23 protein-coding genes are annotated in these 21,784 nt (G+C 35.6%); 21 read left to right on the plus strand and 2 right to left on the minus strand.

Annotation, left to right across the window (positions count from 1 at the left end; genetic code table 11):
- Position 1: 1 nt before the first annotated feature.
- Both ACHRV3_RS19380 and ACHRV3_RS19385 read right to left on the minus strand, forming a co-directional pair.
- Positions 2 to 1,345: a cytochrome ubiquinol oxidase subunit I gene (locus ACHRV3_RS19380; RefSeq protein WP_395435572.1), complete on the minus strand. Its 1,344-nt coding sequence runs from the start codon at positions 1,343 to 1,345 to the stop codon at positions 2 to 4.
- 515 nt (positions 1,346 to 1,860) lie between these two features.
- The gene (locus tag ACHRV3_RS19385) at positions 1,861 to 2,454 is read right to left on the minus strand and encodes an HD family hydrolase (RefSeq protein WP_395435573.1); all 594 of its coding nucleotides are present in this window, start codon (positions 2,452 to 2,454) and stop codon (positions 1,861 to 1,863) included.
- Positions 2,455 to 2,649: 195 nt separating this feature from the next.
- Here ACHRV3_RS19385 and ACHRV3_RS19390 point away from each other — a divergent pair, with 195 nt between their 5' ends.
- From ACHRV3_RS19390 to ACHRV3_RS19490, 21 genes are all read left to right on the plus strand, one after another.
- Positions 2,650 to 4,062 (plus strand): rhodanese-like domain-containing protein, encoded by a 1,413-nt coding sequence (locus ACHRV3_RS19390; RefSeq protein WP_395435574.1) that lies wholly within the window; start codon positions 2,650 to 2,652, stop codon positions 4,060 to 4,062.
- A 109-nt stretch (positions 4,063 to 4,171) separates the two neighbouring features.
- Entirely contained in the window at positions 4,172 to 4,735 is a 564-nt protein-coding gene (locus ACHRV3_RS19395) for a YeeE/YedE family protein (protein WP_395435575.1), read from the plus strand.
- A gap of 10 nt (positions 4,736 to 4,745) precedes the next feature.
- Entirely contained in the window at positions 4,746 to 5,231 is a 486-nt protein-coding gene (locus tag ACHRV3_RS19400) for a DUF6691 family protein (protein ID WP_047778646.1), read from the plus strand.
- 325 nt (positions 5,232 to 5,556) lie between these two features.
- Positions 5,557 to 6,018: a MarR family winged helix-turn-helix transcriptional regulator gene (locus ACHRV3_RS19405; RefSeq protein ID WP_047778645.1), complete on the plus strand. Its 462-nt coding sequence runs from the start codon at positions 5,557 to 5,559 to the stop codon at positions 6,016 to 6,018.
- A 4-nt stretch (positions 6,019 to 6,022) separates the two neighbouring features.
- Positions 6,023 to 6,655, plus strand: a complete 633-nt coding sequence (locus ACHRV3_RS19410) for an NAD(P)H-dependent oxidoreductase (RefSeq protein ID WP_395435576.1) — start codon at positions 6,023 to 6,025, stop codon at positions 6,653 to 6,655.
- Between the two features lie 32 nt (positions 6,656 to 6,687).
- Positions 6,688 to 7,254 carry a YceI family protein gene (locus ACHRV3_RS19415; RefSeq protein ID WP_395435577.1) on the plus strand — a complete coding sequence of 189 codons (567 nt, stop codon included), beginning with the start codon at positions 6,688 to 6,690 and terminating at the stop codon, positions 7,252 to 7,254.
- Positions 7,255 to 7,456: 202 nt separating this feature from the next.
- Positions 7,457 to 8,737, plus strand: coding sequence for a hypothetical protein (locus ACHRV3_RS19420; protein ID WP_395435578.1), 1,281 nt, complete (start codon positions 7,457 to 7,459; stop codon positions 8,735 to 8,737).
- Between the two features lie 300 nt (positions 8,738 to 9,037).
- A complete protein-coding gene (locus ACHRV3_RS19425) occupies positions 9,038 to 10,438 on the plus strand; it encodes an anthranilate synthase component I family protein (RefSeq protein WP_395427455.1) in 1,401 nt (466 codons plus the stop codon).
- Between the two features lie 94 nt (positions 10,439 to 10,532).
- Positions 10,533 to 10,976 (plus strand): hypothetical protein, encoded by a 444-nt coding sequence (locus ACHRV3_RS19430; RefSeq protein WP_395435579.1) that lies wholly within the window; start codon positions 10,533 to 10,535, stop codon positions 10,974 to 10,976.
- A 146-nt stretch (positions 10,977 to 11,122) separates the two neighbouring features.
- Positions 11,123 to 11,689, plus strand: a complete 567-nt coding sequence (locus ACHRV3_RS19435) for an aminodeoxychorismate/anthranilate synthase component II (protein WP_230002899.1) — start codon at positions 11,123 to 11,125, stop codon at positions 11,687 to 11,689.
- Between the two features lie 131 nt (positions 11,690 to 11,820).
- A complete protein-coding gene (locus ACHRV3_RS19440) occupies positions 11,821 to 12,228 on the plus strand; it encodes a GNAT family N-acetyltransferase (protein WP_395435580.1) in 408 nt (135 codons plus the stop codon).
- Between the two features lie 104 nt (positions 12,229 to 12,332).
- Positions 12,333 to 13,325, plus strand: coding sequence for an anthranilate phosphoribosyltransferase (gene trpD / locus ACHRV3_RS19445; RefSeq protein WP_047778639.1), 993 nt, complete (start codon positions 12,333 to 12,335; stop codon positions 13,323 to 13,325).
- A 97-nt stretch (positions 13,326 to 13,422) separates the two neighbouring features.
- A complete protein-coding gene (gene trpC, locus ACHRV3_RS19450) occupies positions 13,423 to 14,202 on the plus strand; it encodes an indole-3-glycerol phosphate synthase TrpC (RefSeq protein WP_395435581.1) in 780 nt (259 codons plus the stop codon).
- 198 nt (positions 14,203 to 14,400) lie between these two features.
- A complete protein-coding gene (locus tag ACHRV3_RS19455) occupies positions 14,401 to 15,063 on the plus strand; it encodes a phosphoribosylanthranilate isomerase (RefSeq protein WP_395435582.1) in 663 nt (220 codons plus the stop codon).
- Positions 15,053 to 16,234 carry a tryptophan synthase subunit beta gene (gene trpB, locus ACHRV3_RS19460; RefSeq protein WP_395427453.1) on the plus strand — a complete coding sequence of 394 codons (1,182 nt, stop codon included), beginning with the start codon at positions 15,053 to 15,055 and terminating at the stop codon, positions 16,232 to 16,234. The genes ACHRV3_RS19455 and trpB overlap by 11 nt, the downstream gene beginning before the upstream one ends.
- Positions 16,235 to 16,381: 147 nt before the next feature.
- Complete coding sequence (locus tag ACHRV3_RS19465) at positions 16,382 to 16,699, plus strand: gamma-glutamylcyclotransferase family protein (protein WP_047778635.1); 318 nt, start codon at positions 16,382 to 16,384, stop codon at positions 16,697 to 16,699.
- Between the two features lie 98 nt (positions 16,700 to 16,797).
- Complete coding sequence (locus ACHRV3_RS19470; RefSeq protein WP_395435583.1) at positions 16,798 to 17,535, plus strand: carbon-nitrogen hydrolase family protein; 738 nt, start codon at positions 16,798 to 16,800, stop codon at positions 17,533 to 17,535.
- Between the two features lie 61 nt (positions 17,536 to 17,596).
- Complete coding sequence (gene trpA, locus ACHRV3_RS19475; protein ID WP_395435584.1) at positions 17,597 to 18,358, plus strand: tryptophan synthase subunit alpha; 762 nt, start codon at positions 17,597 to 17,599, stop codon at positions 18,356 to 18,358.
- Between the two features lie 390 nt (positions 18,359 to 18,748).
- The gene (locus tag ACHRV3_RS19480; protein ID WP_047778632.1) at positions 18,749 to 19,378 is read left to right on the plus strand and encodes a TetR/AcrR family transcriptional regulator; all 630 of its coding nucleotides are present in this window, start codon (positions 18,749 to 18,751) and stop codon (positions 19,376 to 19,378) included.
- Positions 19,368 to 20,690: a TolC family protein gene (locus tag ACHRV3_RS19485; protein ID WP_395427451.1), complete on the plus strand. Its 1,323-nt coding sequence runs from the start codon at positions 19,368 to 19,370 to the stop codon at positions 20,688 to 20,690. Before ACHRV3_RS19480 ends, ACHRV3_RS19485 begins: the two co-directional genes overlap by 11 nt.
- A 12-nt stretch (positions 20,691 to 20,702) precedes the next feature.
- Positions 20,703 to 21,782, plus strand: coding sequence for an HlyD family secretion protein (locus ACHRV3_RS19490; RefSeq protein ID WP_047778630.1), 1,080 nt, complete (start codon positions 20,703 to 20,705; stop codon positions 21,780 to 21,782).
- Positions 21,783 to 21,784: the final 2 nt, after the last annotated feature.

Consider the following 21,784-nt stretch of genomic DNA (forward strand, 5'->3'; position numbering starts at 1 on the left):
CTTATTTATTTTCAGTTAAAGCTTCGTTGTGAGGCCCTTTGTTGATAATTTTTCCAATCAATAATAAAAACAACATTCCGAGTAAAAGGTATAGTCCGATAAAACCTAATAACGTAAACAAAGTATTTCCGGAAGAAACCGTTGGTGAGGCACCTTCGGCAGTTCGCAATAAATTATAAACCAACCACGGCTGTCTTCCTAACTCGGCGGTATACCAGCCTGTTGTGTTGGCTATATACGGAAACGGCATCATAAAAAGCAAGGACCATAAAATCCATTTGGTTTCAAATAATTTCCCTCGAATAAGTTGAAAAAGCGCACAAACCATTAAACCAATAAACAAGGTTCCGAGTCCAACCATAATATGATAGGCATAATACAACCCTGAAATATTGGTTGGATGTACATCTTCTTCAAACTGATCTAAGCCTTTTATTTCTTCATGCCAGCTTCCATACGTCAGGAAGCTCAGAATATTGGGAACTGCGATTTTATTGTCCAGTTTTTTATCTTTAACATCGGGCTGACCAATTAAAACAATTTCAGAACCTTCTTTTTCGGTATGAAAAATTCCTTCCATGGCTGCGAAAGTTACCGGTTGGTATTTTACCACATTTTTCGCCAGTAAATCTCCCGTAGGAACGGCAACAATCATACTTGAAATCAATCCGAAAATAACGCCTGTTTTAAGAAACAATTTTCCAAAAACAACATTCTTTTTACTTAAGATATAAAATGCGCCTATTCCGGCTACGACAAACGAACTGGTAACCAATGAAGCGGCCTGATTGTGTAAATAAGAGGGCCATAACCAAGGATTTAAGAACAAGGCCTGAAAGTTATTCAATACAAATTTTCCGTTTTCGAGAATTTCATATCCAACCGGATTCTGCATCCACGAATGGGTGGCTATAATTAAAAATCCGCTTGCCCACGAACCAATGCAAATCAGTAATCCGGTGACAAAATGCCATTTATGTCCAAGGAGTTTTTCTCCAAACAAAAACAAACCTAAAAAAGAAGATTCTAAGAAAAAGGAAAACATTCCTTCCATGGCCAGAGTCTGACCGATAATTCCACCAGTCAATTCGGAGAATTTAGCCCAGTTGGTTCCAAATTGAAACTCCATCGGAATTCCGGTAACCACACCCATTGCAAAATTTAGGGCGAAGATTCGCATCCAAAAATGGGTGGCGTGATTGTATTGTTCGTTTTGGGTTTTTAAATATTTCCATTTGAAATAAACAATGATCAGCGAAAGACCCATTGTAAGTTGCGGAAAAAGATAGTGAAAGGTAATGGTGAAAGCGAATTGCATTCGGTCATAAAAAAGCATTTCTTCCATGAGTGGTAATTTAATTATGAAGTCCCACAAATTTACCTATTAAAACCCGAAATCGCGGGCTTAAAAAAAAGTTTATCGTTTGATATTTAGTAAAGTTTTCGGTACTTTTAGAGGGCTTACTTTTTTTAAACCATATAAGTGATGTAAGTTCATTTTAACGTTATGCTTTAACTTAAATATTTATTTACATCACTTGTTTTTTTTAAACCATATAAGTGATGTAAGTTCATTTTAACGTTATGTTTTCACTTAATATTTATTTACATCATTTGTTTTTTTAACCATATAAGTAATGTAAGTTCATTTTAACGTTATGCTTTCACTTAATATTTACTTACATCATTTGTTTTTTTAAACCATATAAGTGATGTAAGTTCATTTTAACGTTATGCTTTCACTTAATATTTACTTACATCATTTGTTTTTTTAAACCATATAAATGATGTAAGTTCATTTTAGCGTTATGCTTTCACTTAATATTTACTTATATCACTTATATGATGAAAATATTTTCGTTACTCCTCCTTTAAAATTCCTTTTGCAACACTTTCGTTTATTAATCCTTCTGCAAAGTTCCATAAAGTGGTGGAACCTTCTTTTATGACGCTCTTTTTTTCATAAACCGTTTTGTATTTTACGCCGTATTCTTTCCAGGTTCCTCCGTTGTTTGATGTATTTTGTAATAAAGGTTCTAATCGGTCCATTGACTTTGCAAACTTGGCTTCATTGGATTCTCCCGCTTCAAATTCTTCCCAGATGGTAATTAATTCATCGGCTTGTTTTTGGGGGAGTAAACCAAAAATACGGTTCGCTGCCAAACGTTCAGCCACCGTATTATCATGATTGAGTTGTGTGTCATAAAGAAAAATATCTCCGGCATCGATTTCTACAATGTCATGTATCAAAACCATTTTTACCACTTTCAAAACATCGATTGGCTCATTGGAATGTTCTGCCAGAACTAGCGCCATCAAAGCCAGATGCCAGCTATGCTCCGCATCATTTTCATTTCGATCACTATTAAACAGCTTCGTTTTTCGCTGAATGTATTTTACTTTATCAATCTCTTTTATAAAAGCAATCTGATTTAACAAGTCTTCTGTGTTCATAATATATAGTTTTCGTCGTGCTGTAAATTTACAAAATGCGGGATCGTTAATCAAATTACATTCTTTTGATTTTAAAGCTTTAGCAGATTTATTTTTTTTCGTATTTGCACAAAAAACAAATTTCTGTAACATTAGTCACTTATTTTCCAAAAAAACAAAGTTACCTTTGTGCCACATTATTTTAGATTGCATATCATGAAAATAGAACAAATTTACACCGGATGTTTAGCACAAGGTGCCTACTATATCACTTCAAATGGCGAAGCGGCCATTATTGATCCGCTTAGAGAAATTCAGCCTTATTTAGATCGTTTGGAACGCGATGGAGTAAAACTGAAATATATTTTTGAAACTCATTTTCATGCTGATTTTGTTTCAGGTCACGTTGACTTAAGCAAAGAAACGCAAGCTCCTATTGTTTACGGACCAAATGCGGTATGTGAATTTGATTGCATTTCTGCAAAAGACGGGCAAGAATTTAAAATCGGAACTACTACCATAAAAGTGTTGCATACTCCGGGTCACACGATGGAAAGCACCACGTATTTGTTAATTGATGAAAACGGAAAAGACCATGCTATTTTCTCGGGAGATACTTTATTTATCGGGGATGTGGGGCGACCAGATTTAGCACAAAAAGCGGCCGGAATGACACAGGATCAATTGGCCGGAATTTTGTTTCATTCGCTAAGAGATAAAATCATGACACTGGCAGATGATGTTATTGTATATCCTGCACATGGTGCCGGAAGTGCTTGTGGTAAAAACATGAGTAAAGAAACTGTTTCTACGATTGGAAATCAAAAAGCAACCAATTATGCTTTGCGCGCCAATATGACGGAAACAGAATTCATTACTGAGGTAACGGATGGATTATTACCTCCACCCGCCTATTTTAGTATGAATGTTGCTATGAATAAAAATGGCTACGAAAGCTTTGAGTCAGTTTTGAATAACGGAATGAAAGCAATAGACCCAAAAGATTTTGAAGCTGTTGCCGAAGAAACCGGGGCTTTAATTCTGGACACCAGAAGTGCTGCCGATTTCAGCAAAGGATTTATTCCACAGTCTATTAATATCGGAATCAATGGTGATTTTGCTCCGTGGGTTGGAACTTTAATAGCCAATGTAAAACAACCTATTATATTGGTTACCGAAAAAGGATTAGAAGAAGAAACCGTAACCCGTTTAAGTCGCGTTGGTTTTGATACTATTATAGGTCATTTGGAAGGCAGTTTTGAAGCCTGGCAAAATGCCGGTTTCGAAGTAGATACTGTAAACCGAATTACTGCTGCACAATTTGCAAGTGAGTTTAATATTGCCAAAGACAAGGTAATAGACATCCGTAAAGAAACAGAATACGCTGCTGAACATATTGAAGATGCCTACAGCAAACCACTTGCTTATATTAATGACTGGGTAAAAGACATTAATCCGAATGAGCATTTTTACCTGCATTGTGCCGGAGGTTATCGCAGTATGATTGCGGCTTCGATTTTGCAGGCACGTGGTTTTAGAAACTTTTCCGAAGTTGAAGGTGGTTTTGGAGCAATTTCTAAAACTGAAATCCCAAAATCGGATTTTATTTGTCAAAGTAAAGTATTATAATAATTGAAGGGGCTAAGACTCTGAGTCACTAAGTTTCTAAATTTTTGTGCTTAGAAATTTTTAACTTAGAACCTCAGCTACTTAGTAACTCAGAAACTCAAAAAAAATCATGCTCGAAATTATACAACAACCTTGGCCTTGGTACGTTGCAGGCCCTTTAATAGGATTAACGGTTCCTATATTATTAATCATCGGAAATAAATCTTTCGGAATCAGTTCGTCGTTGCGACATATTTGCGCGGCTTGTATTCCTGCCAATATTTCTTTTTTTAAGTACGATTGGAAAAAAGAAAGCTGGAATTTATTGTTCGTTTTCGGAATATTTTTAGGCGGTATACTTGCAACAGCATTTTTATCAAATCCAAATGCGGTTCAAATTACTCCTGCACTTTCAGAGCAGTTAGCCACTTATGGTATTACAGATCATTCGGGTTTATTGCCTGCACAGCTTTTTTCGTGGGAAAGTTTGTTCACACTTCGTGGATTTATTATGATTGTAGTGGGTGGATTTTTAGTTGGTTTCGGAACGCGTTATGCGGGAGGATGCACGAGTGGTCATGCCATTATGGGAATCTCAAATTTACAATGGCCTTCTTTAGTTGCCACAATCTGTTTTATGGTTGGCGGTTTTGCTATGGCCAATTTGATTCTTCCTTATATTTTTTCACTTTAATATTTTTAAAATGACACATTCTAATCTAGAAAATAAAAATACCGATACAGAAGGAATCAACGGAAGTCAATTGAAAGATTCTGCATTCTCTAATCTAAAATACCTGATCGTTGGAATCTTTTTTGGAATTGTATTCGTAAAGGCTGAAATCATCAGCTGGTACCGTATTCAGGAAATGTTTCAGTTACAATCTTTCTTTATGTACGGCGTAATCGGAAGTGCCGTTATGGTCGGTATTATATCAGTCTGGTTGATTAAAAAATTCGATATCAAAACCATTCAAGGCGAAAAAATCGAAATTCAGCCTAAAACATTCAACAAAGGACAAATTTATGGTGGCCTCTTGTTTGGTTTCGGATGGGCTATTACCGGTGCTTGTCCGGGTCCTCTTTTTGCGCAAATTGGTACCGGAGTAACTGTAATTGTGGTTACTTTGGTTAGCGCCATTGCAGGAACCTGGGTTTATGGGTTGTTAAAGGACAAACTTCCTCATTAAATTTTTTATTTAAATTTATATTTATATTTAAACCTGACAGGTTTTAAAAACCTGTCAGGTTTGTTTAATAGTTACGAAACAAATACCCCGATCGTTTTAAAAAACGTTCGGGGTATTTGTTTTACTTTATATAAAAAAACAATTAAATAACATCTGTACAACACTTTAAACCATAAAAACAACTTACATTTATTCCGGTATTCAAAATTTGAAACTTACTTCTAAACCAACCCTTTAATAAAATTAACTAAAAATTAACACAACACTTGTATATACAACTATTAAAAGATATACATTTGTATATACAAATTATACACTTACGACTATGACGATTGAAGAGGTTATTAAAAGTACAGTTAAGATGGATAATGCGAGAAAGGTTATTCTGAATATTATGTACACGCAAAATGTGATTCAGGATCATTTTAATGAAATATTAAAACCATATGATCTGTCAGGAGAACAATATAACGTGTTGCGCATACTAAGAGGGCAAAAAGGAAATCCCGCTAATATGTGTGTGATCCAGGAGCGTATGCTGGCCAAAACCAGTAACACCACCCGTCTGGTAGACAAATTGTTACTAAAAGAACTGGTAACAAGAAATGTTTGCCCGAACAACCGAAGAAAAATAGAAGTTTTAATTACCCAAAAGGGATTAGATACATTAAAAGAGCTAGATCCGAAAGTAGACAACCACGAGCAGACGTTTGCTCAGAATGTGGAACCGGAAGAATTAGAATTATTAAATCAATTATTAGAAAAATACCGCAATCAACACAATTAATATTATGAGCACTTTCTTAGAAAATCAAAATTGGAGATATGCAACAAAACAATTTGATGCAACCAAAAAAATAGCAGAAGCAGATTTAAATACCCTAAAAGAAGCCGTCAGACTAAGTGCCTCTTCTTACGGATTACAACCTTATAAAGTAGTAATAATTGAAAATCCGGAATTAAGAGAGCAATTAAAAGGAGTCGCTTTCGGGCAAACTCAAATTACAGATGCTTCTCACCTATTTGTTTTTGCAAATGATACCAATACAGGAGCAGAATCAGTAGACAACTATATCAACACCATCAGCGAAACAAGAGGCGTTCCTACCGATGCATTAGCCGGATTTAGTGATATGATGAAAGGAGCAATCTCCAGATTACCTCAAGAAGCCAAAAACAACTGGACTTCAAAACAAACTTATCTTGCTTTAGGAAACTTATTGAACGCTGCAGCTGAATTGAAAATTGACGCTACGCCAATGGAAGGTTTTAATGCAACTGCTGTCAATGAAATCTTAGGATTTGACAAATTAGGTCTAAATGCATCTGTAATTGCAACTGTAGGTTACAGACACGATGAAGACAGCACACAGCATTACAAAAAAGTTCGAAAATCAAACGAAGAATTATTTATCACACTTTAATTATTAATAACAATCAAAATCCATTTTAACAAATGAAAAATTTAAAGACAATTGCAATAGCATTATTCGTAGCAGTAGCTAGCGTTTCAGTAAACGCACAAACTAAGAAAATCGACGTAAAAGCGTCTTCTATCAAATGGGTAGGTAAAAAAGTAACAGGAGAGCACTCCGGAACAGTAAACTTTAAAGAAGGTGCTGTTGTTTTAAAAGGAAAAAAACTAGTTGGTGGTAGCTTTACTGTTGATATGAATTCATTAACTGCAACTGATATTACAGGAGAATACCAAGGAAAATTAAACGGTCACTTAAAAGCGGACGATTTCTTTGGAACTGCAAAATTCCCAACTGCAAAATTAGTTTTCAAAACTGTAGCGGCTAAAGCAACTGACGTTTATACTGTAACGGCTGATTTAACAATTAAAGGAATCACTAAACCGGTAACTTTTGATATTACTGTAGCAGGAAACACTGCAACTACTGCATTCAAAGTAGACAGAACTAAATACGATATCAAATACAATTCTGGTAACTTCTTCGAAAACTTAGGAGACAAAACGATCAATGACGATTTCGAATTGACTGTAGCTTTAAAATTCTAATATTTCAGATATACTAATTCAGAAATGCTGGTGGCCTCAATAGTTTGTACTATTGGGGCTACTTTTTTTTATTCTATTTCCAAAAAAATAACGTTCGTAATAGTAATGTAACACTTTGGTAATATCCATCAGGACGTTGATTAACATTGGCCTTCTAATTTTGAGCAAATTAAAAAAATCAAAAACTAGAAATCAAATAGTTATGAAAACAAAAGTATGCCTTGTCATTATTACCCTTATCAGCACTTTTATTTTACACGCACAACAACAGCAAAAAGGAATTATTGGTACTACAAACTGGATGAACAATTGGACTAATTTTAAGCCTTTCGCTAACGAATATAATGAAGCTACCAACATCATTGCCGGAACCATAAACAAAGACACCAAACTACTAAAACGCAATACCTATCAATTAGTTGGTGTGGTTTACGTTACCAATAATGCGACTTTAACCATAGAACCCGGAACGGTAATCCGTGGAGACGATAAAACCTGCGGAACTCTTGTAATCACCAATGGCTCTAAAATTATGGCCGAAGGTTTAGAAACTGATCCAATCATTTTTACTTCAAACAAAGAAAAAACAGAAAGACGTCCAGGCGATTGGGGCGGAATAATTGTTCTAGGAAAAGCTCCTATCAACACGCTTGGCGGCCTACATACTTTGCCTTTTGACTTAGAGCCTCTTTTAAACCATTACGGAGGTCCCGATGCCGAAGATAATTCGGGGATTTTAAAATATGTACGAATTGAATATGCCGGAAGAAAACTGAGCGCCCTTAAAGAACTTAACGGTCTTTCTTTAGCCGGAGTTGGAAGAAAAACGGTTCTTAACAACATTCAGATTAGCTATTCAAATGATGATTCTTTCGAATGTTATGGTGGCGATTTAAACCTTTCCAATCTGATTTCTTACCGAACTACCGATGACGATTTTGATTTTACACAAGGTGCTCAAATCAACATTAGCAACAGTATCGCGATTCGCCACCCTTTTTCTTCAGACGTTTCAGGATCAAGATGTTTTGAAGTAGACTCTTACGATAAAATCCAGAATACAGATATGAGCAAAAAACTGACTCATATCAATGCCAGCAACATTACACTGGTCAATCTGGAAGAAAACAATCAGGGATTAGTCAGAGAATCCATTTATATAAAAGAAAATACCTTTTTCAACCTAACCAATAGTATTGTTTCGGGCTTCTCTCCTTTTGTATTATTAGAAGAAAATATCGGAAATGGTAGTGTAAATTTATCCAAAATCACCTTCAAAAGTATAATAGCGAACAATTGTAATGGCGGAGTTACCAGTGAATCCAGTGGTACTAATACATCACTTCAAAATTGGTACGACCAACCGGAATTTGCTATCGGGTACTCCAAACTAAAAAACAGCGAACTGTTTACAACGCCCAATATCAAAGGGAATCCTGACTTTAGAGCCAACGTAAACAACACAATTGCAATTGGAAATTAGACACTTAAAAATCATTTAATATTTTAAAATTTAACAAATTTCCAAATTAAGAAAAGTTTTTTTTGAAATTTTATGTGTTCTAATTCAAATTACATTTATATCTTTGTCACAACAAAAAAAGAAATGAGAACAATTTTAAACAATACTTGGTGGTGGAAGAATTTACGTCAAACGTCGTGAACGAAGCTTCCTATGGTACTTTAAAAACTATAAATATAAAAGGCTTGTCATGACGACAAGCCTTTTTTTTTGGTAAAAATCGAACTTAAAAAATAATATCAACTACAAAAACTAAATACATTGAAACCTTTTATACTCAACACACACTACAAACAAATTCTGGCCGATACCATTACGCCGGTAAGTATCTATTTTAAAATCAGAGATAAATTCCCAAACAGTCTATTATTGGAAAGTAGTGATTATCACGGAAATGACAACAGTTTCTCCTATGTTTGCTGCAATCCGATTGCGACCATCAAAATCGAAAACGAAATCATTTCAAAAACATTTCCTGACGGAACATCAGAAACAATTTCAATTGATAGCTTGACGAATATTCCGGAAATAATTCAGGAATTTTCAAAACAGTTTAAATCCGAAAAAAACGATTTCAAATTCATCAATAATGGTTTGTTCGGATACATTTCTTATGATGCCGTTCGTTATTTCGAAAAAGTTTCCATTGCCAAAAAAGACAATGCAACTTCAATTCCCGATGTATTCTATGCCGTTTATCAGAACATTATCGCCATTAACCACTTCAAAAATGAAGCTTACCTATTTTGCCACAGCGTAGACGACAAAAACAACATTTCTGAAATTGAGCAATTACTACAATCCAGAAATATTGCTTCTTATAAATTCACCAAAGAAGGAGAAGGATATTCAAATTTAACTGACGAAGAATTCAAACATAATGTGGCTTTAGCCAAAAAACATTGTTTCCGTGGTGATGTATTTCAACTGGTTTTATCCCGTCGTTTCACACAGGGTTTCAAAGGAGACGAATTTAATGTTTACAGAGCTTTACGCAGCATAAACCCCTCTCCGTATTTGTTCTTTTTTGATTATGGTGATTTCAAAATATTTGGTTCTTCACCTGAGGCACAAATCATCGTAAAAAACCGAAAAGCCGAAATTCACCCGATCGCCGGAACCTTCAAAAGAACCGGAAATGATGAACGCGATGCCCTTTTGGCCAAAGAACTTTCTGAAGATAAAAAAGAAAACAGCGAACACGTAATGTTGGTTGATTTGGCCCGAAACGATTTAAGTCGAAATGGTCACGATGTCAACGTAGAGAAATACAGAGAGGTTCAGTTCTTTTCTCATGTCATTCATTTGGTTTCAAAAGTTACCGGGCATTTACATGAAAAAGCCACCACTATGCAGGTTGTCGCAGATACTTTCCCAGCCGGAACTTTAAGCGGAGCGCCAAAACACAGAGCCATACAACTGATTGAAAATTACGAAAAAACCAATCGTAACTTTTACGGGGGCGCCATTGGCTTCATGGACTTTGAAGGCAATTTTAATCACGCCATCATGATTCGAACTTTCCTCAGTAAAAACCATCAATTGCATTGTCAAGCCGGAGCCGGAATTGTAGCCAGCTCAGACGAAGAAAGCGAAATGCAAGAGGTCTACAACAAACTAAAAGCACTGAATACAGCCTTGGAAATGGCAGAGAAAATTTGATATTAATTAGTGCTCAGTCGCAGTCGCAGTCGCAGTTTTCAGAACCTGAAACTTGAAACAAAAAAAACCAACCCATAAAAACCACAATATAAAAATGAAAAAAGCATTATCACTCTTAGTACTATTAATCACAATTTCAGCCTGTAATTCAGATAAAAAACAAAACTTGATTGAAGGAACCTGGCGTTTAATATCCGCCGAAACGACAGAAAAGGATTCTACTTTTTCTACTTTCAATTCAAAAACAAAAATGATTAAAATTATAAACGGTTCGCACTTTGCTTTTTTTAATCATGATTTAAATAATGGAAAAGATTCAACCGCGGCAGTGTTTTTTGGAGGAGGCGGAAAATATACTTTAAAGGATAGTGTTTACACTGAAAACTTGGAATATTTCAATAACCGTCAGTGGGAAAACAACAAATTTGAGTTTGTGGTAAAAGTTAAAAACGATACCCTGATTCAAAAAGGAATTGAGAAAATAGAAAAATTAGGCGTTGATCGTGTTATTGTAGAGAAATACGTTAGAGAGAGATAAAAAAAAGTTTCACGTTTTATTTGTTTCAAGTTTCAAGTTGTTGGAACGTGAAACCTGAAACAGAACAAAAAAAGTTTCATGTTTTCCTTGTTTCAAGTTGTTGGAACGCGAAACCTGAAACCTGAAACAAAAACAAAAAAGACATCATGAAAAAAATATTAGTTATAGACAATTACGATAGTTTCACTTACAACCTTGTACACTATCTGGAAGATTTAAATTGCGAAGTTACCGTTTACAGAAACGACGAATTTGATATCGATGAGATCAGTTCTTTTGATAAAATTTTACTTTCTCCGGGGCCTGGAATTCCGGATGAAGCAGGATTATTAAAAGCTGTGATTCAAAAATACGGAGCAACCAAAAGCATTTTAGGCGTTTGTTTAGGACAGCAGGCTATTGGAGAAGTTTTTGGAGGAACACTTTCTAACCTTGACAAAGTATATCACGGTGTTGCCACAAATGTTAAAACGGTGGTTTCTGATGAAATTTTGTTTGAAGGTTTGGGTAGTGAATTTGAAGTAGGGCGTTACCATTCGTGGGTTGTAGATGCCAATCTACCGGAAGTTTTAGAAGCCACTTCAATCGATGAAAACGGACAAATCATGTCGCTAAGACATAAAACTTTTGATGTAAGAGGCGTTCAGTTTCATCCGGAAAGTGTGTTAACACCAAACGGAAAAAGGATTTTGGAGAATTGGATAAAGGGGTAATGTTATGTTTTTTTTGTTTCAAGTTTCAAGTTTCAGGTTATTGGAACGTGAAACCTGAAACCTGAAACTTGAAACCTGAAACAAAACCTCAGAACCTCAGTATCTCAGAACCTTAGCAACTTTAAAAAAAAATGAACATAGAAATTTTAGCAACCAAAGAAATCAGAATCGAAGATGTATTGGCGCTTTACGAAGCAAATGAATGGAGTTCGGCCAGTAAACCTAATGAATTATACAACGGTCTTTTAAATTCCGAAACTTTGATAACCGCTTGGGAAGGAAAAAAACTGGTTGGACTTGGAAATGCCATTTCTGATGGACATTTAACGGTTTATTACCCACATTTACTGATACTTCCCGAATATCAGGGCAAAGGAATTGGAAAGATGATTTTAGATAAATTACAAGAGAAATACCGTCATTTTCACATGCAAATGCTAACAGCAGATGGAAGATCGGTTGATTTTTATAAAAAGAACGGATTTGAACGCGCCGGAAAAACAGAACCCATGTGGATTTATCAAGGAAATGAACATTGATAGTTTTCAGTCGCAGTATTCAGTCTCAGTAAAACCTGAAACCTAAAACTTGAAACAAAACCTCAGAACCTCAGCATCTCAGAACCTTAGCAACTTAAAAAAAAATGAAAAATATACTAAATAAACTAATCAATCACGAAGTACTTTCTAAGGAGGAGGCAAAAAACGTATTGATTAATATCTCAAGCGGGGCGTATAATCCGAGTCAGATTTCGGCATTCCTTACCGTGTTTATGATGAGAAGTATCACGATTGAAGAGCTTTCGGGATTTCGTGAAGCTTTATTGGAGTTATGTATTAAAGTAGATTTATCTGCCTACAACGCCATCGATTTATGTGGTACGGGAGGTGACGGAAAAGACACTTTCAATATCTCAACTTTAGCTTCCTTCGTTGCAGCGGGAGCCGGAATAAAAGTAGCCAAACACGGAAATTATGGTGTTTCTTCTATTTCAGGATCAAGCAATGTGATGGAGAAAATGGGAGTTAAATTTAGCAGCGATCCCGATTTTTTAGAAAAATGTATCGATCAGGCGGGAATTTGTGTTTTACATGCCCCTTTGTTTCACCCTGCAATGAAAAATGTCGGGCCGATACGAAAAGAACTGGCTGTAAAAACCTTCTTCAATATGTTAGGACCAATGGTAAACCCATCGTTTCCTAAAAACCAGTTGGTTGGCGTTTTCAATTTAGAATTAGCCAGAATGTATGCCTATTTATACCAAAATACCGATGTAAATTTTACGATTTTACATTCGCTTGACGGGTATGATGAAATCTCCTTAACCGGTCCGACAAAAATCATTACTAGTGACATGGAAGGCATGTTAAAACCGGAAGATTTTAAAGTTCGTCTTTTATCACAAAGAGAAATTGAAGGTGGCAGAACAATAGAAGAATCTGCAGATATGTTTACCAATATCATTTCCGGAAAAGGAAGTGAAGCGCAGAATAATGTTGTTTGTGCGAATGCCGCAATGGCCATTGCAACCGTAACAAAATGCTCTGCGAAAGAAGGTTTTAAACAAGCCAAAGAAAGTTTATTCTCCGGAAAAGGATTAAAAGCACTAAAAAAATTACAAGAATTAAGTAAGTAAAAAATAGTTTCAAGTTTTTTTTGTTTCAGGTTTCATGTTGTTGAAACGTTAAACCTGAAACTTGAAACGTTAAACTTGAACCCCGAAACAAACAACAATGAATATACTTGATAAAATAATATTCGACAAACAACGAGAAGTTGTTCTTAAAAAGGCAATTATTCCGGTTTCTCAATTGGAGATCTCTGTTTTTTTTGAAAGACAAACGATTTCTTTAAGTCAAAAGTTACAGCAAAGTGCAACGGGAATCATCGCAGAACACAAACGCCGCTCTCCTTCAAAATCAGTAATAAATCACAATTTTACGGTAGAAGAAGTGGTGAAAGGATATGAAAATGCGGGTGCTTGTGGAATCTCTGTTTTAACCGATGGAAAATATTTTGGTGGTTCACTTGACGATTTACTTTTGGCAAGAGCTTCTGTAAATCTGCCGCTTTTGCGAAAAGAATTTATTGTAGATGAATACCAAATTTTGGAAGCCAAAGCATTTGGTGCCGATTTGATTTTACTGATTGCAGCCGTTTTGACTCGTGAAGAAATCAAGACGTTGTCTGAATTTGCTAAAAAATTAGGTTTAGAAGTTCTATTGGAAGTTCACAATCAGGAAGAATTAGAAAAATCAATTATGCCAACGCTGGACATGATTGGCGTGAACAATCGAAACCTTAAGACCTTTGAAGTAAGTCTGGATTTCAGCAAACAACTGGCATCGCAAATTCCGGATGATTTTGTGAAAGTTTCAGAAAGCGGTATTTCGTCCGTTGAAGCCATTTCTGAACTAAAACCATACGGATACAAAGGCTTCTTAATTGGAGAAAATTTCATGAAAACGGATGATGCCGGAAAAGCCGCAACGGAATTTATTGCACAGCTGTAAGCCGTAAGCTTTAAGAAGCTTCAAAAAAAATAGAAACTAAAAGTTTCGCCACGAATTACACGAATTTACGCCAATTCGATTCGTGAAAATTCGTGTAATTCGTAGCAAAAAAAACAAACACAAAGCTTTGCGAACTTAGCGTTTACAAAGACCAACATAAAAAAACCTTGCGCCCTTTGCGGTTAAAAAAAGAAAAAAATGAAACTCAAGATCTGTGGCATGAAACATCTCGATAATATACTTGAAGTAGGAGCGCTCCTACCCGACTATATGGGATTTATTTTCTGGGAAAAATCTGCTCGTTATTTTGACGGAACGATTCCGGAACTGATTAAAACAATTAAAAAAACGGGCGTTTTTGTAGACGAAACCGTTGAAAATATTATGTCGAAAATCGACAAATACCATTTACAAACGGTTCAGTTACATGGAAAAGAATCCGTTGCATTTTGTCAGGAGTTAAAAGCTAAAATCGATGGCAGAATTGACATCAATACAGAAATCATTAAAGTATTTTCTGTTGATGAAAGTTTTGATTTCACCGTTTTAGAGCCTTATGAAAAGGTTTGTCACTATTTTCTATTTGATACAAAAGGAAAATTACCGGGCGGAAACGGAACCACTTTCGACTGGAAGATATTGGAAAATTATAAATCTGAGAAACCCCTTTTCTTAAGTGGTGGAATTGGGATTGAAGAAATTCCAATGATAAAAGACCTCAAAATTCCGATATACGCTATTGACGTAAACAGCAAATTTGAGATTGAACCGGGATTAAAAAACACAAGTCTATTAAAGAAGTTTCAGAAAAAATTAAAACCTGCTACTTTAAACCCTAAACAACTATACAATGAATTATAATGTTAACGAAAAAGGTTATTACGGCGAATTTGGAGGGGCTTACATTCCCGAAATGCTGTATCCTAATGTAGAAGAATTACGTCAGCAATATTTAAAAATTATAGCAGAGCCTGATTTTAAATCCGAATTCGATCAATTATTAAAAGATTATGTAGGGCGTCCTAGCCCTTTATATTTTGCCAAACGTTTGTCTGAAAAATACAATACCAAGGTTTATTTAAAAAGAGAAGACTTAAATCATACAGGGGCACACAAAGTCAACAATACAATTGGACAAATATTAGTGGCCAAACGTTTGGGTAAAAAACGAATTATTGCAGAAACCGGTGCAGGTCAGCACGGTGTGGCTACAGCAACCGTTTGTGCCTTAATGGGGATTGAATGTATTGTGTACATGGGTGAAATTGACATCGCACGTCAGGCACCAAACGTTGCCCGTATGAAAATGCTTGGAGCAGAAGTTCGTCCGGCACTTTCGGGTTCAAAAACTTTAAAGGACGCTACAAACGAAGCCATCCGCGATTGGATCAACAATCCAGTTGACACTCATTATATCATCGGATCTGCTATTGGCCCGCATCCTTATCCGGATATGGTAACCCGTTTTCAAAGCATTATTTCTGAAGAGATCAAATGGCAGTTAAAAGAAAAAGAAGGTCGTGAGAATCCGGATTACGTGGTCGCTTGTATCGGTGGAGGAAGCAATGCAGCCGGAACCTATTACCACTTTTTACACGAACCTGAAGTAGGTATTATCGCCGTTGAAGCTGCCGGAAAAGGGGTTGACAGCGGTCACAGTGCGGCCACCAGTAAATTAGGAAAAGTAGGAATCATTCATGGTTGCAAAACCCTTTTGATGCAAACTCCGGATGGTCAAATTACAGAACCTTACTCGATTTCTGCCGGTCTGGATTATCCGGGAGTTGGTCCTATGCACGCGCATTTGGCACAAACGGGTCGTGGTGAATTTTTCTCTGTAACGGATGATGAAGCGATGAATGCCGGTTTAGAACTTACCAAATTAGAAGGGATTATTCCGGCAATTGAAAGTGCACATGCCTTTGCCGTTTTAGATCAGAAAAAATTCAAACCTACAGATGTTGTGGTAATCAGTCTTTCTGGTCGTGGTGACAAAGATTTAGACAATTACATCGAGTACTTTAAATTATAATAAAAATCGTAATTTGCATGTTCTCAAGGGTCGGACTGTTTGCGTGATCTTTTGCTATTTCACAAAAAATATCACAAACACAACTCAACAATAATTGCTTCACGAAATGATCCTTGACGCGAACAAATAACGAGAAAAATAATAATTATGGAACAGATATTCTCTTACGGAACCTTACGCTCAAAAGAAATTCAAATGCAGGTTTTTAATAAATTATTGACCGGAAAAGCAGACCAGCTTACGGCCTATAAACTAAAAGACCTGAAAATAGAAGAAGAATTTGGTATGACTGACTATTTTGTGGCGGTACCAAGTGAAAACCCTGCAGATTGTATTAAAGGGACTGTTTTTACAATTTCCAACGAAGATCTAACCAAAGCAGATCAATTTGAATCGAATGCGTATAAAAGAGTCCGAATAACACTGAAATCAGGAACTATTGCGTGGATTTATATTGAAAGTTAATGATCGCAAAAATGTAACGATATAGATCAAATCTGAATGGCCTTTAAACAGATAAAATTTTAAAAAGTATAAATAATAAAGAATAATTAACAACCAAAATGATCTTAGCAGCAGCTCAAACAAAACCAAAACGCGGAGATATCGACTCCAATTTAATAGATCATTATCGTCTGATCAAAATCGCCGGAGAAAAAGGCGCCAATTTAATCGCATTTCCCGAACTGTCGATTACCGGTTATGAAAGAGAAAATGCTGCGGAACTGGCTTTTACCAAAGATGATTCCAGAATTGATCATTTAAAAGAATTAGCGGTTCAATATAATATCATAATTATTGCCGGAGCTCCGATTCAAACTGAAACGGGAATGTTTATTGGGGAGTTTATAATTTTTCCGGACCAGTCGGTTTCTATTTATACCAAGCAATTTCTGCATGAAGGCGAGGACGAATTCTTCCAGCCTTCATTCGATTACAACCCGACGGTTACCCTTGAAAACCAAAAGATCTCATTTGCTATTTGTGCCGATACTGACCATCCGCAACATCCCGAAAATGCGAGTAAAAAAGAAACTTCGATTTATGTCGCCAGTATTTTCTTTACTCCAAACGGAATTCCGAATGCGTACCGGAATTTACAAAGTTATGCCCAGAAACATCAGATGCATGTTTTGATGGCCAATTTTAGTGGGGAATCCTGGGGAACTCCTTCTGCCGGAAAAAGTGCTTTTTGGAACAACAAAGGAGAATTGGTTGCCCAAATGAACGATTCAGATTCCGGTATTTTACTACTGGAAAACAAAAATGATAATTGGACAAGTGAGATTATCGTTGACTAAATATAACACTATAGCTAACCAATTTTTGAAATCGGTTAGGATCAAATAAAACGACATTAAGATGAACAGAATAACTCAAAAACTACAAGAAGATAAAAAGATACTCTCTATTTATTTTTCGGCGGGATATCCAAACTTAAATGACACCGCTCAAATTATACAGGATCTGGAAAAAAATGGTGTTGATCTAATTGAAATTGGTCTGCCCTTCAGCGATCCTTTGGCTGATGGACCAACTATTCAGGCGAGTTCTACACAGGCTTTGCATAACGGAATGACCACACAACTTCTTTTCGATCAGCTGAAAAACATTCGCGAAAGCGTAAAAATTCCGTTGATTATTATGGGGTATTTCAATCCGATGTTACAATATGGGGTTGAAGAGTTCTGCAAAAAATGTGCTGAAATTGGTATCGATGGTTTAATTATTCCGGATCTTCCGGTTGATGTTTATGCAGACCAATACAAAGCCATTCTCGAAAAATACGGTTTAATTAATGTACTGTTGATTACTCCGCAAACTTCCGAGGAACGCATTCGTTTTATCGATAGTGTTTCAGACGGATTCATTTATATGGTAAGTTCTGCAAGTGTAACCGGTTCTCAGGCAGGATTCGGAAATACGCAAGAAAGTTATTTCGAAAGAATCGCAGCCATGGAGCTAAAAAATCCACAAATTGTTGGTTTTGGAATTTCGAATAAAGAAACTTTTACCCAAGCAACCAAATTTGCAAAAGGGGCTATAATTGGAAGTGCTTTTATCAAACATTTAGCGGAAAGCGGAAGTGGAAAAATTGAAGAATTTATTGGAGGAATCAGATAGATTTCTTTTTAGTTTATAAATCAAAAACGGCGTTTAAATTTAAAACGCTCTGATCGCAATCTTAGTTACTTATGCCTCTACTGTATTTGTAATAAAGTTAATAAAACTAAAAACATCTTTCCCATTATGGAAAAAGAGGACACTCTCACTCCATACTATAAAATTATATACTCTAAAAATACTTTGGTGTATTTTTATCCACAGAGAAAAAATATTTGTACAGTTGGTCTTAACACTGAGTTCGAAATTCAGCGTTAAGACCAATTTTTATTTATGATAATTTTTCATAAAAATTCCCCTTCACGTTATGTTAATATTTTGTTAAAATAAAATTAAACAAGCGTTTAAATTAAACGCTTGTTTAATTTTGTACTCTATTAGAAAAATACCATGTCTAAAATCGAATTAAACGATAAAAAAATTCAGATTCTGGAAGTCTCAGAAAAACTTTTTTCTGAACGAGGATTTGAAGGCACATCCATACGGGACATCTCAAAAGCGGCAAAAATAAATATTGCCATGGTTTCGTATTATTTTGGTTCTAAAGACCGTTTGTTAGAGTCTTTAATCATCTACAAAACTTCTGATCTGAAATTAAAAATTGAAAATTTATTACACGAAAATCTGGAACCCATTGATAAAGTCAATAAATTAATCGAAATTTACATTCACAGAATCAATTGTAACAAAGGGATTTTCAGAGTTTTACACTTTGAATTTGCGTCCAGAAAGAAAGAAGAGAATCTACAAGCCTTTACAGAACTGAAAAAAGGGAATTTAAAACTTGTAGAAAGCATCATTCAGGAAGGACAGGCAAAAGGTGTTTTTAGAAAAGATGTTATCATTCCATTAATCACTCCAACTATAATGGGGACTTTTTTCCACTTTCATATGAATAAAACATTCTTTCAGGATTTACTTCAATTAGATACCGAAGCGAAGTATGATGCCTACATTAAAACCAGTCTTACAAATCACATTCAACAAACTATAAAAGCGCTACTTGTTTATGAAAATTAGTCAATTAATGCTCTTTGGGATTTTCTTTATCGGAATTTCATCAATAGAAGCTCAAGAAAAAACAAGTTTAACCTTAGACGAGGCCGTTAAACTGGCTTGGGAAAAAAGTAACGAAGTTACTCTTGCCAACACTAAGGTAAACTCAAAAAAATACGAGTTACAAAACGTCAAAAACAATCAATATCCCGATATTAAAATTGCGGGGCAATACCAGCGTTTAACAAAAGCGTCGATTGATATGCATAATGACGAGGCAAGTGCTGAGCCAATGCCGGCACCCAATCAGGTATTATTTGGTCAGGCGACTCTAAGTCTGCCGATATTCTCCGGATTTAAAATTCAAAACAGCATCAACGCTTACGATAATCTTTACGAAGCTGAAACTGCAAGTGCGGCTAAAACTAAAGAGGATGTAGCCTTACGTGTCATCACTTACTACACTGCTTTGTACAAAGCGCAGAAAACATTAGATCTATTAAACGAAAATCAGAAGCAAGCCAAACAACGTGTTACTGATTTCAAAGAATTAGAGAAAAATGGAATCATCCCACGAAATGATTTATTGAAAGCACAATTATTGGTTTCAAAAACGCAATTATCTATTGATGAAGCAAATAACAACCTCAATAACATCAATTTTTACCTGACGACCTTACTAAAATTAGATCCTACCGTAAAACTTCAGGTTAACGAGTCTGATTTCTTCAATCTAAAAACAAACAATGCACCAACTTCGGATGCAATGGCACTTGAAAACAGAAAAGATCTCGAAGCAATTCGTTTTCAACAAAAAGCAAGTGAGGCAAACATCAAGGTTGCAAGATCAGGATATTATCCGACACTAGCTTTATTAGGTGGTTACACTGCTTTTGACCTTAAAGATTTTATTACCGTAAAATATGCTATGAATTTTGGAGTAGGTTTATCTTATGACTTATCGGGAATTCTAAAAAACAGCGCTTCAGTAAAAGCAGCTGAAAGCAAGGCTTTGGAAGTAAAAAACACAGAGGCTATCATGACGGATAGAATTAAAGTTGAAGTTCAGAAATCTATCGAGGACTATGACTTGGCAATCAATCAAAGTGTGGTATATGATGAAGCATTACAACAGGCCGAAGAAAACTACAGACTTGTAAAAGACAAATTTGATAATGGTTTATCTGATACCAATGATTTAGTTGAAGCTGATGTTGAACATCTAAGCGCTAAAATCAATACGGCTGTGTCTAAGGCAACCATTATTCAAAAATATTACGAATTACTTTCAGTATCAGGACAATTATCACAATCATTCAATCTTTCTAAAATATAATCGATAGCTCTCATGGAAAAGAAAAAAACAAATACTAAATTCATCATTATACTAGCCGTATTGGTCTTAGTGGGCGGAACTTACGGAATAACAAAATACATGCATTCTTTAGCTCACGAAGAAACGGATGATGCTCAGATTGAGAAAAAAATGAACCCGATTATCCCGAGAGTATCCGGTTATGTTAGCAAAGTATATGTAAAAGATAATGATTTTGTAAAAAAAGGAGATACTTTATTTACTATTGACAAAAGAGATTATCAATTAAAAATTGACGAAGCTACTGCTGCAGTATTAGGCGCTGAAGGCCAATACGAAGCTGCAAAAGCCGATATTGGAAGTGCTTACGCAAGCATTTCTGTTTCAGATGCCAACATGAAATCTGCAAGTGGTTCTATCGAAAGTGCAAAAATAAGATTGAGACAACTTACAAACGATTACAACCGTTACAATAATTTGTACAAAACACATACCATTACAAAACAACAGTATGAGCAAGCTTTGACTGCAAAAGAAGAAGCAGAAAATCAGGTACGTGTTTTACAACAACAACAAAGAGCAAGTTCTTTTCAAAAATCGGTAATCGAATCAAAATCTAAGGCTTCTGACAAACAAACAGAAGTTGCAGCTGCCAATATTAAAAGAGCTAAAACAATGTTGGATGTTGCGAAATTAAACCTTACTTACACGGTTGTAACTGCTGCTATCGACGGTCAGGTTTCTAAAGTTGATATTCAGCCGGGACAATTAGTTCAACCGGGACAATCTTTATTTTATATCATCAATAACAATGAAGCTTGGGTTGTAGCAAACTTTAAAGAAACACAATTAAACAAAATGGTTGTGGGGCAAAAAGTTTCTTTAAAAGTAGATGCTTATCCAAACTATGAGTTTAAAGGAGTTGTAACTTCATTTTCACCGGCAACAGGATCTCGTTTTTCTTTATTACCTCCTGATAATGCTACAGGTAACTTCGTGAAAACAATCCAAAGACTACCGGTAAAAATCAGTTTAGATCAATCAAACGATCCTGAAAAAGTAAAATTATTGCGTCCGGGGATGAATGTTGATGTAGATGTACATTTGAAATAAAA

The sequence above is a fragment of the Flavobacterium sp. FlaQc-49 genome (assembly GCF_044005985.1).
GTDB lineage: Bacteria > Bacteroidota > Bacteroidia > Flavobacteriales > Flavobacteriaceae > Flavobacterium > Flavobacterium cupriresistens.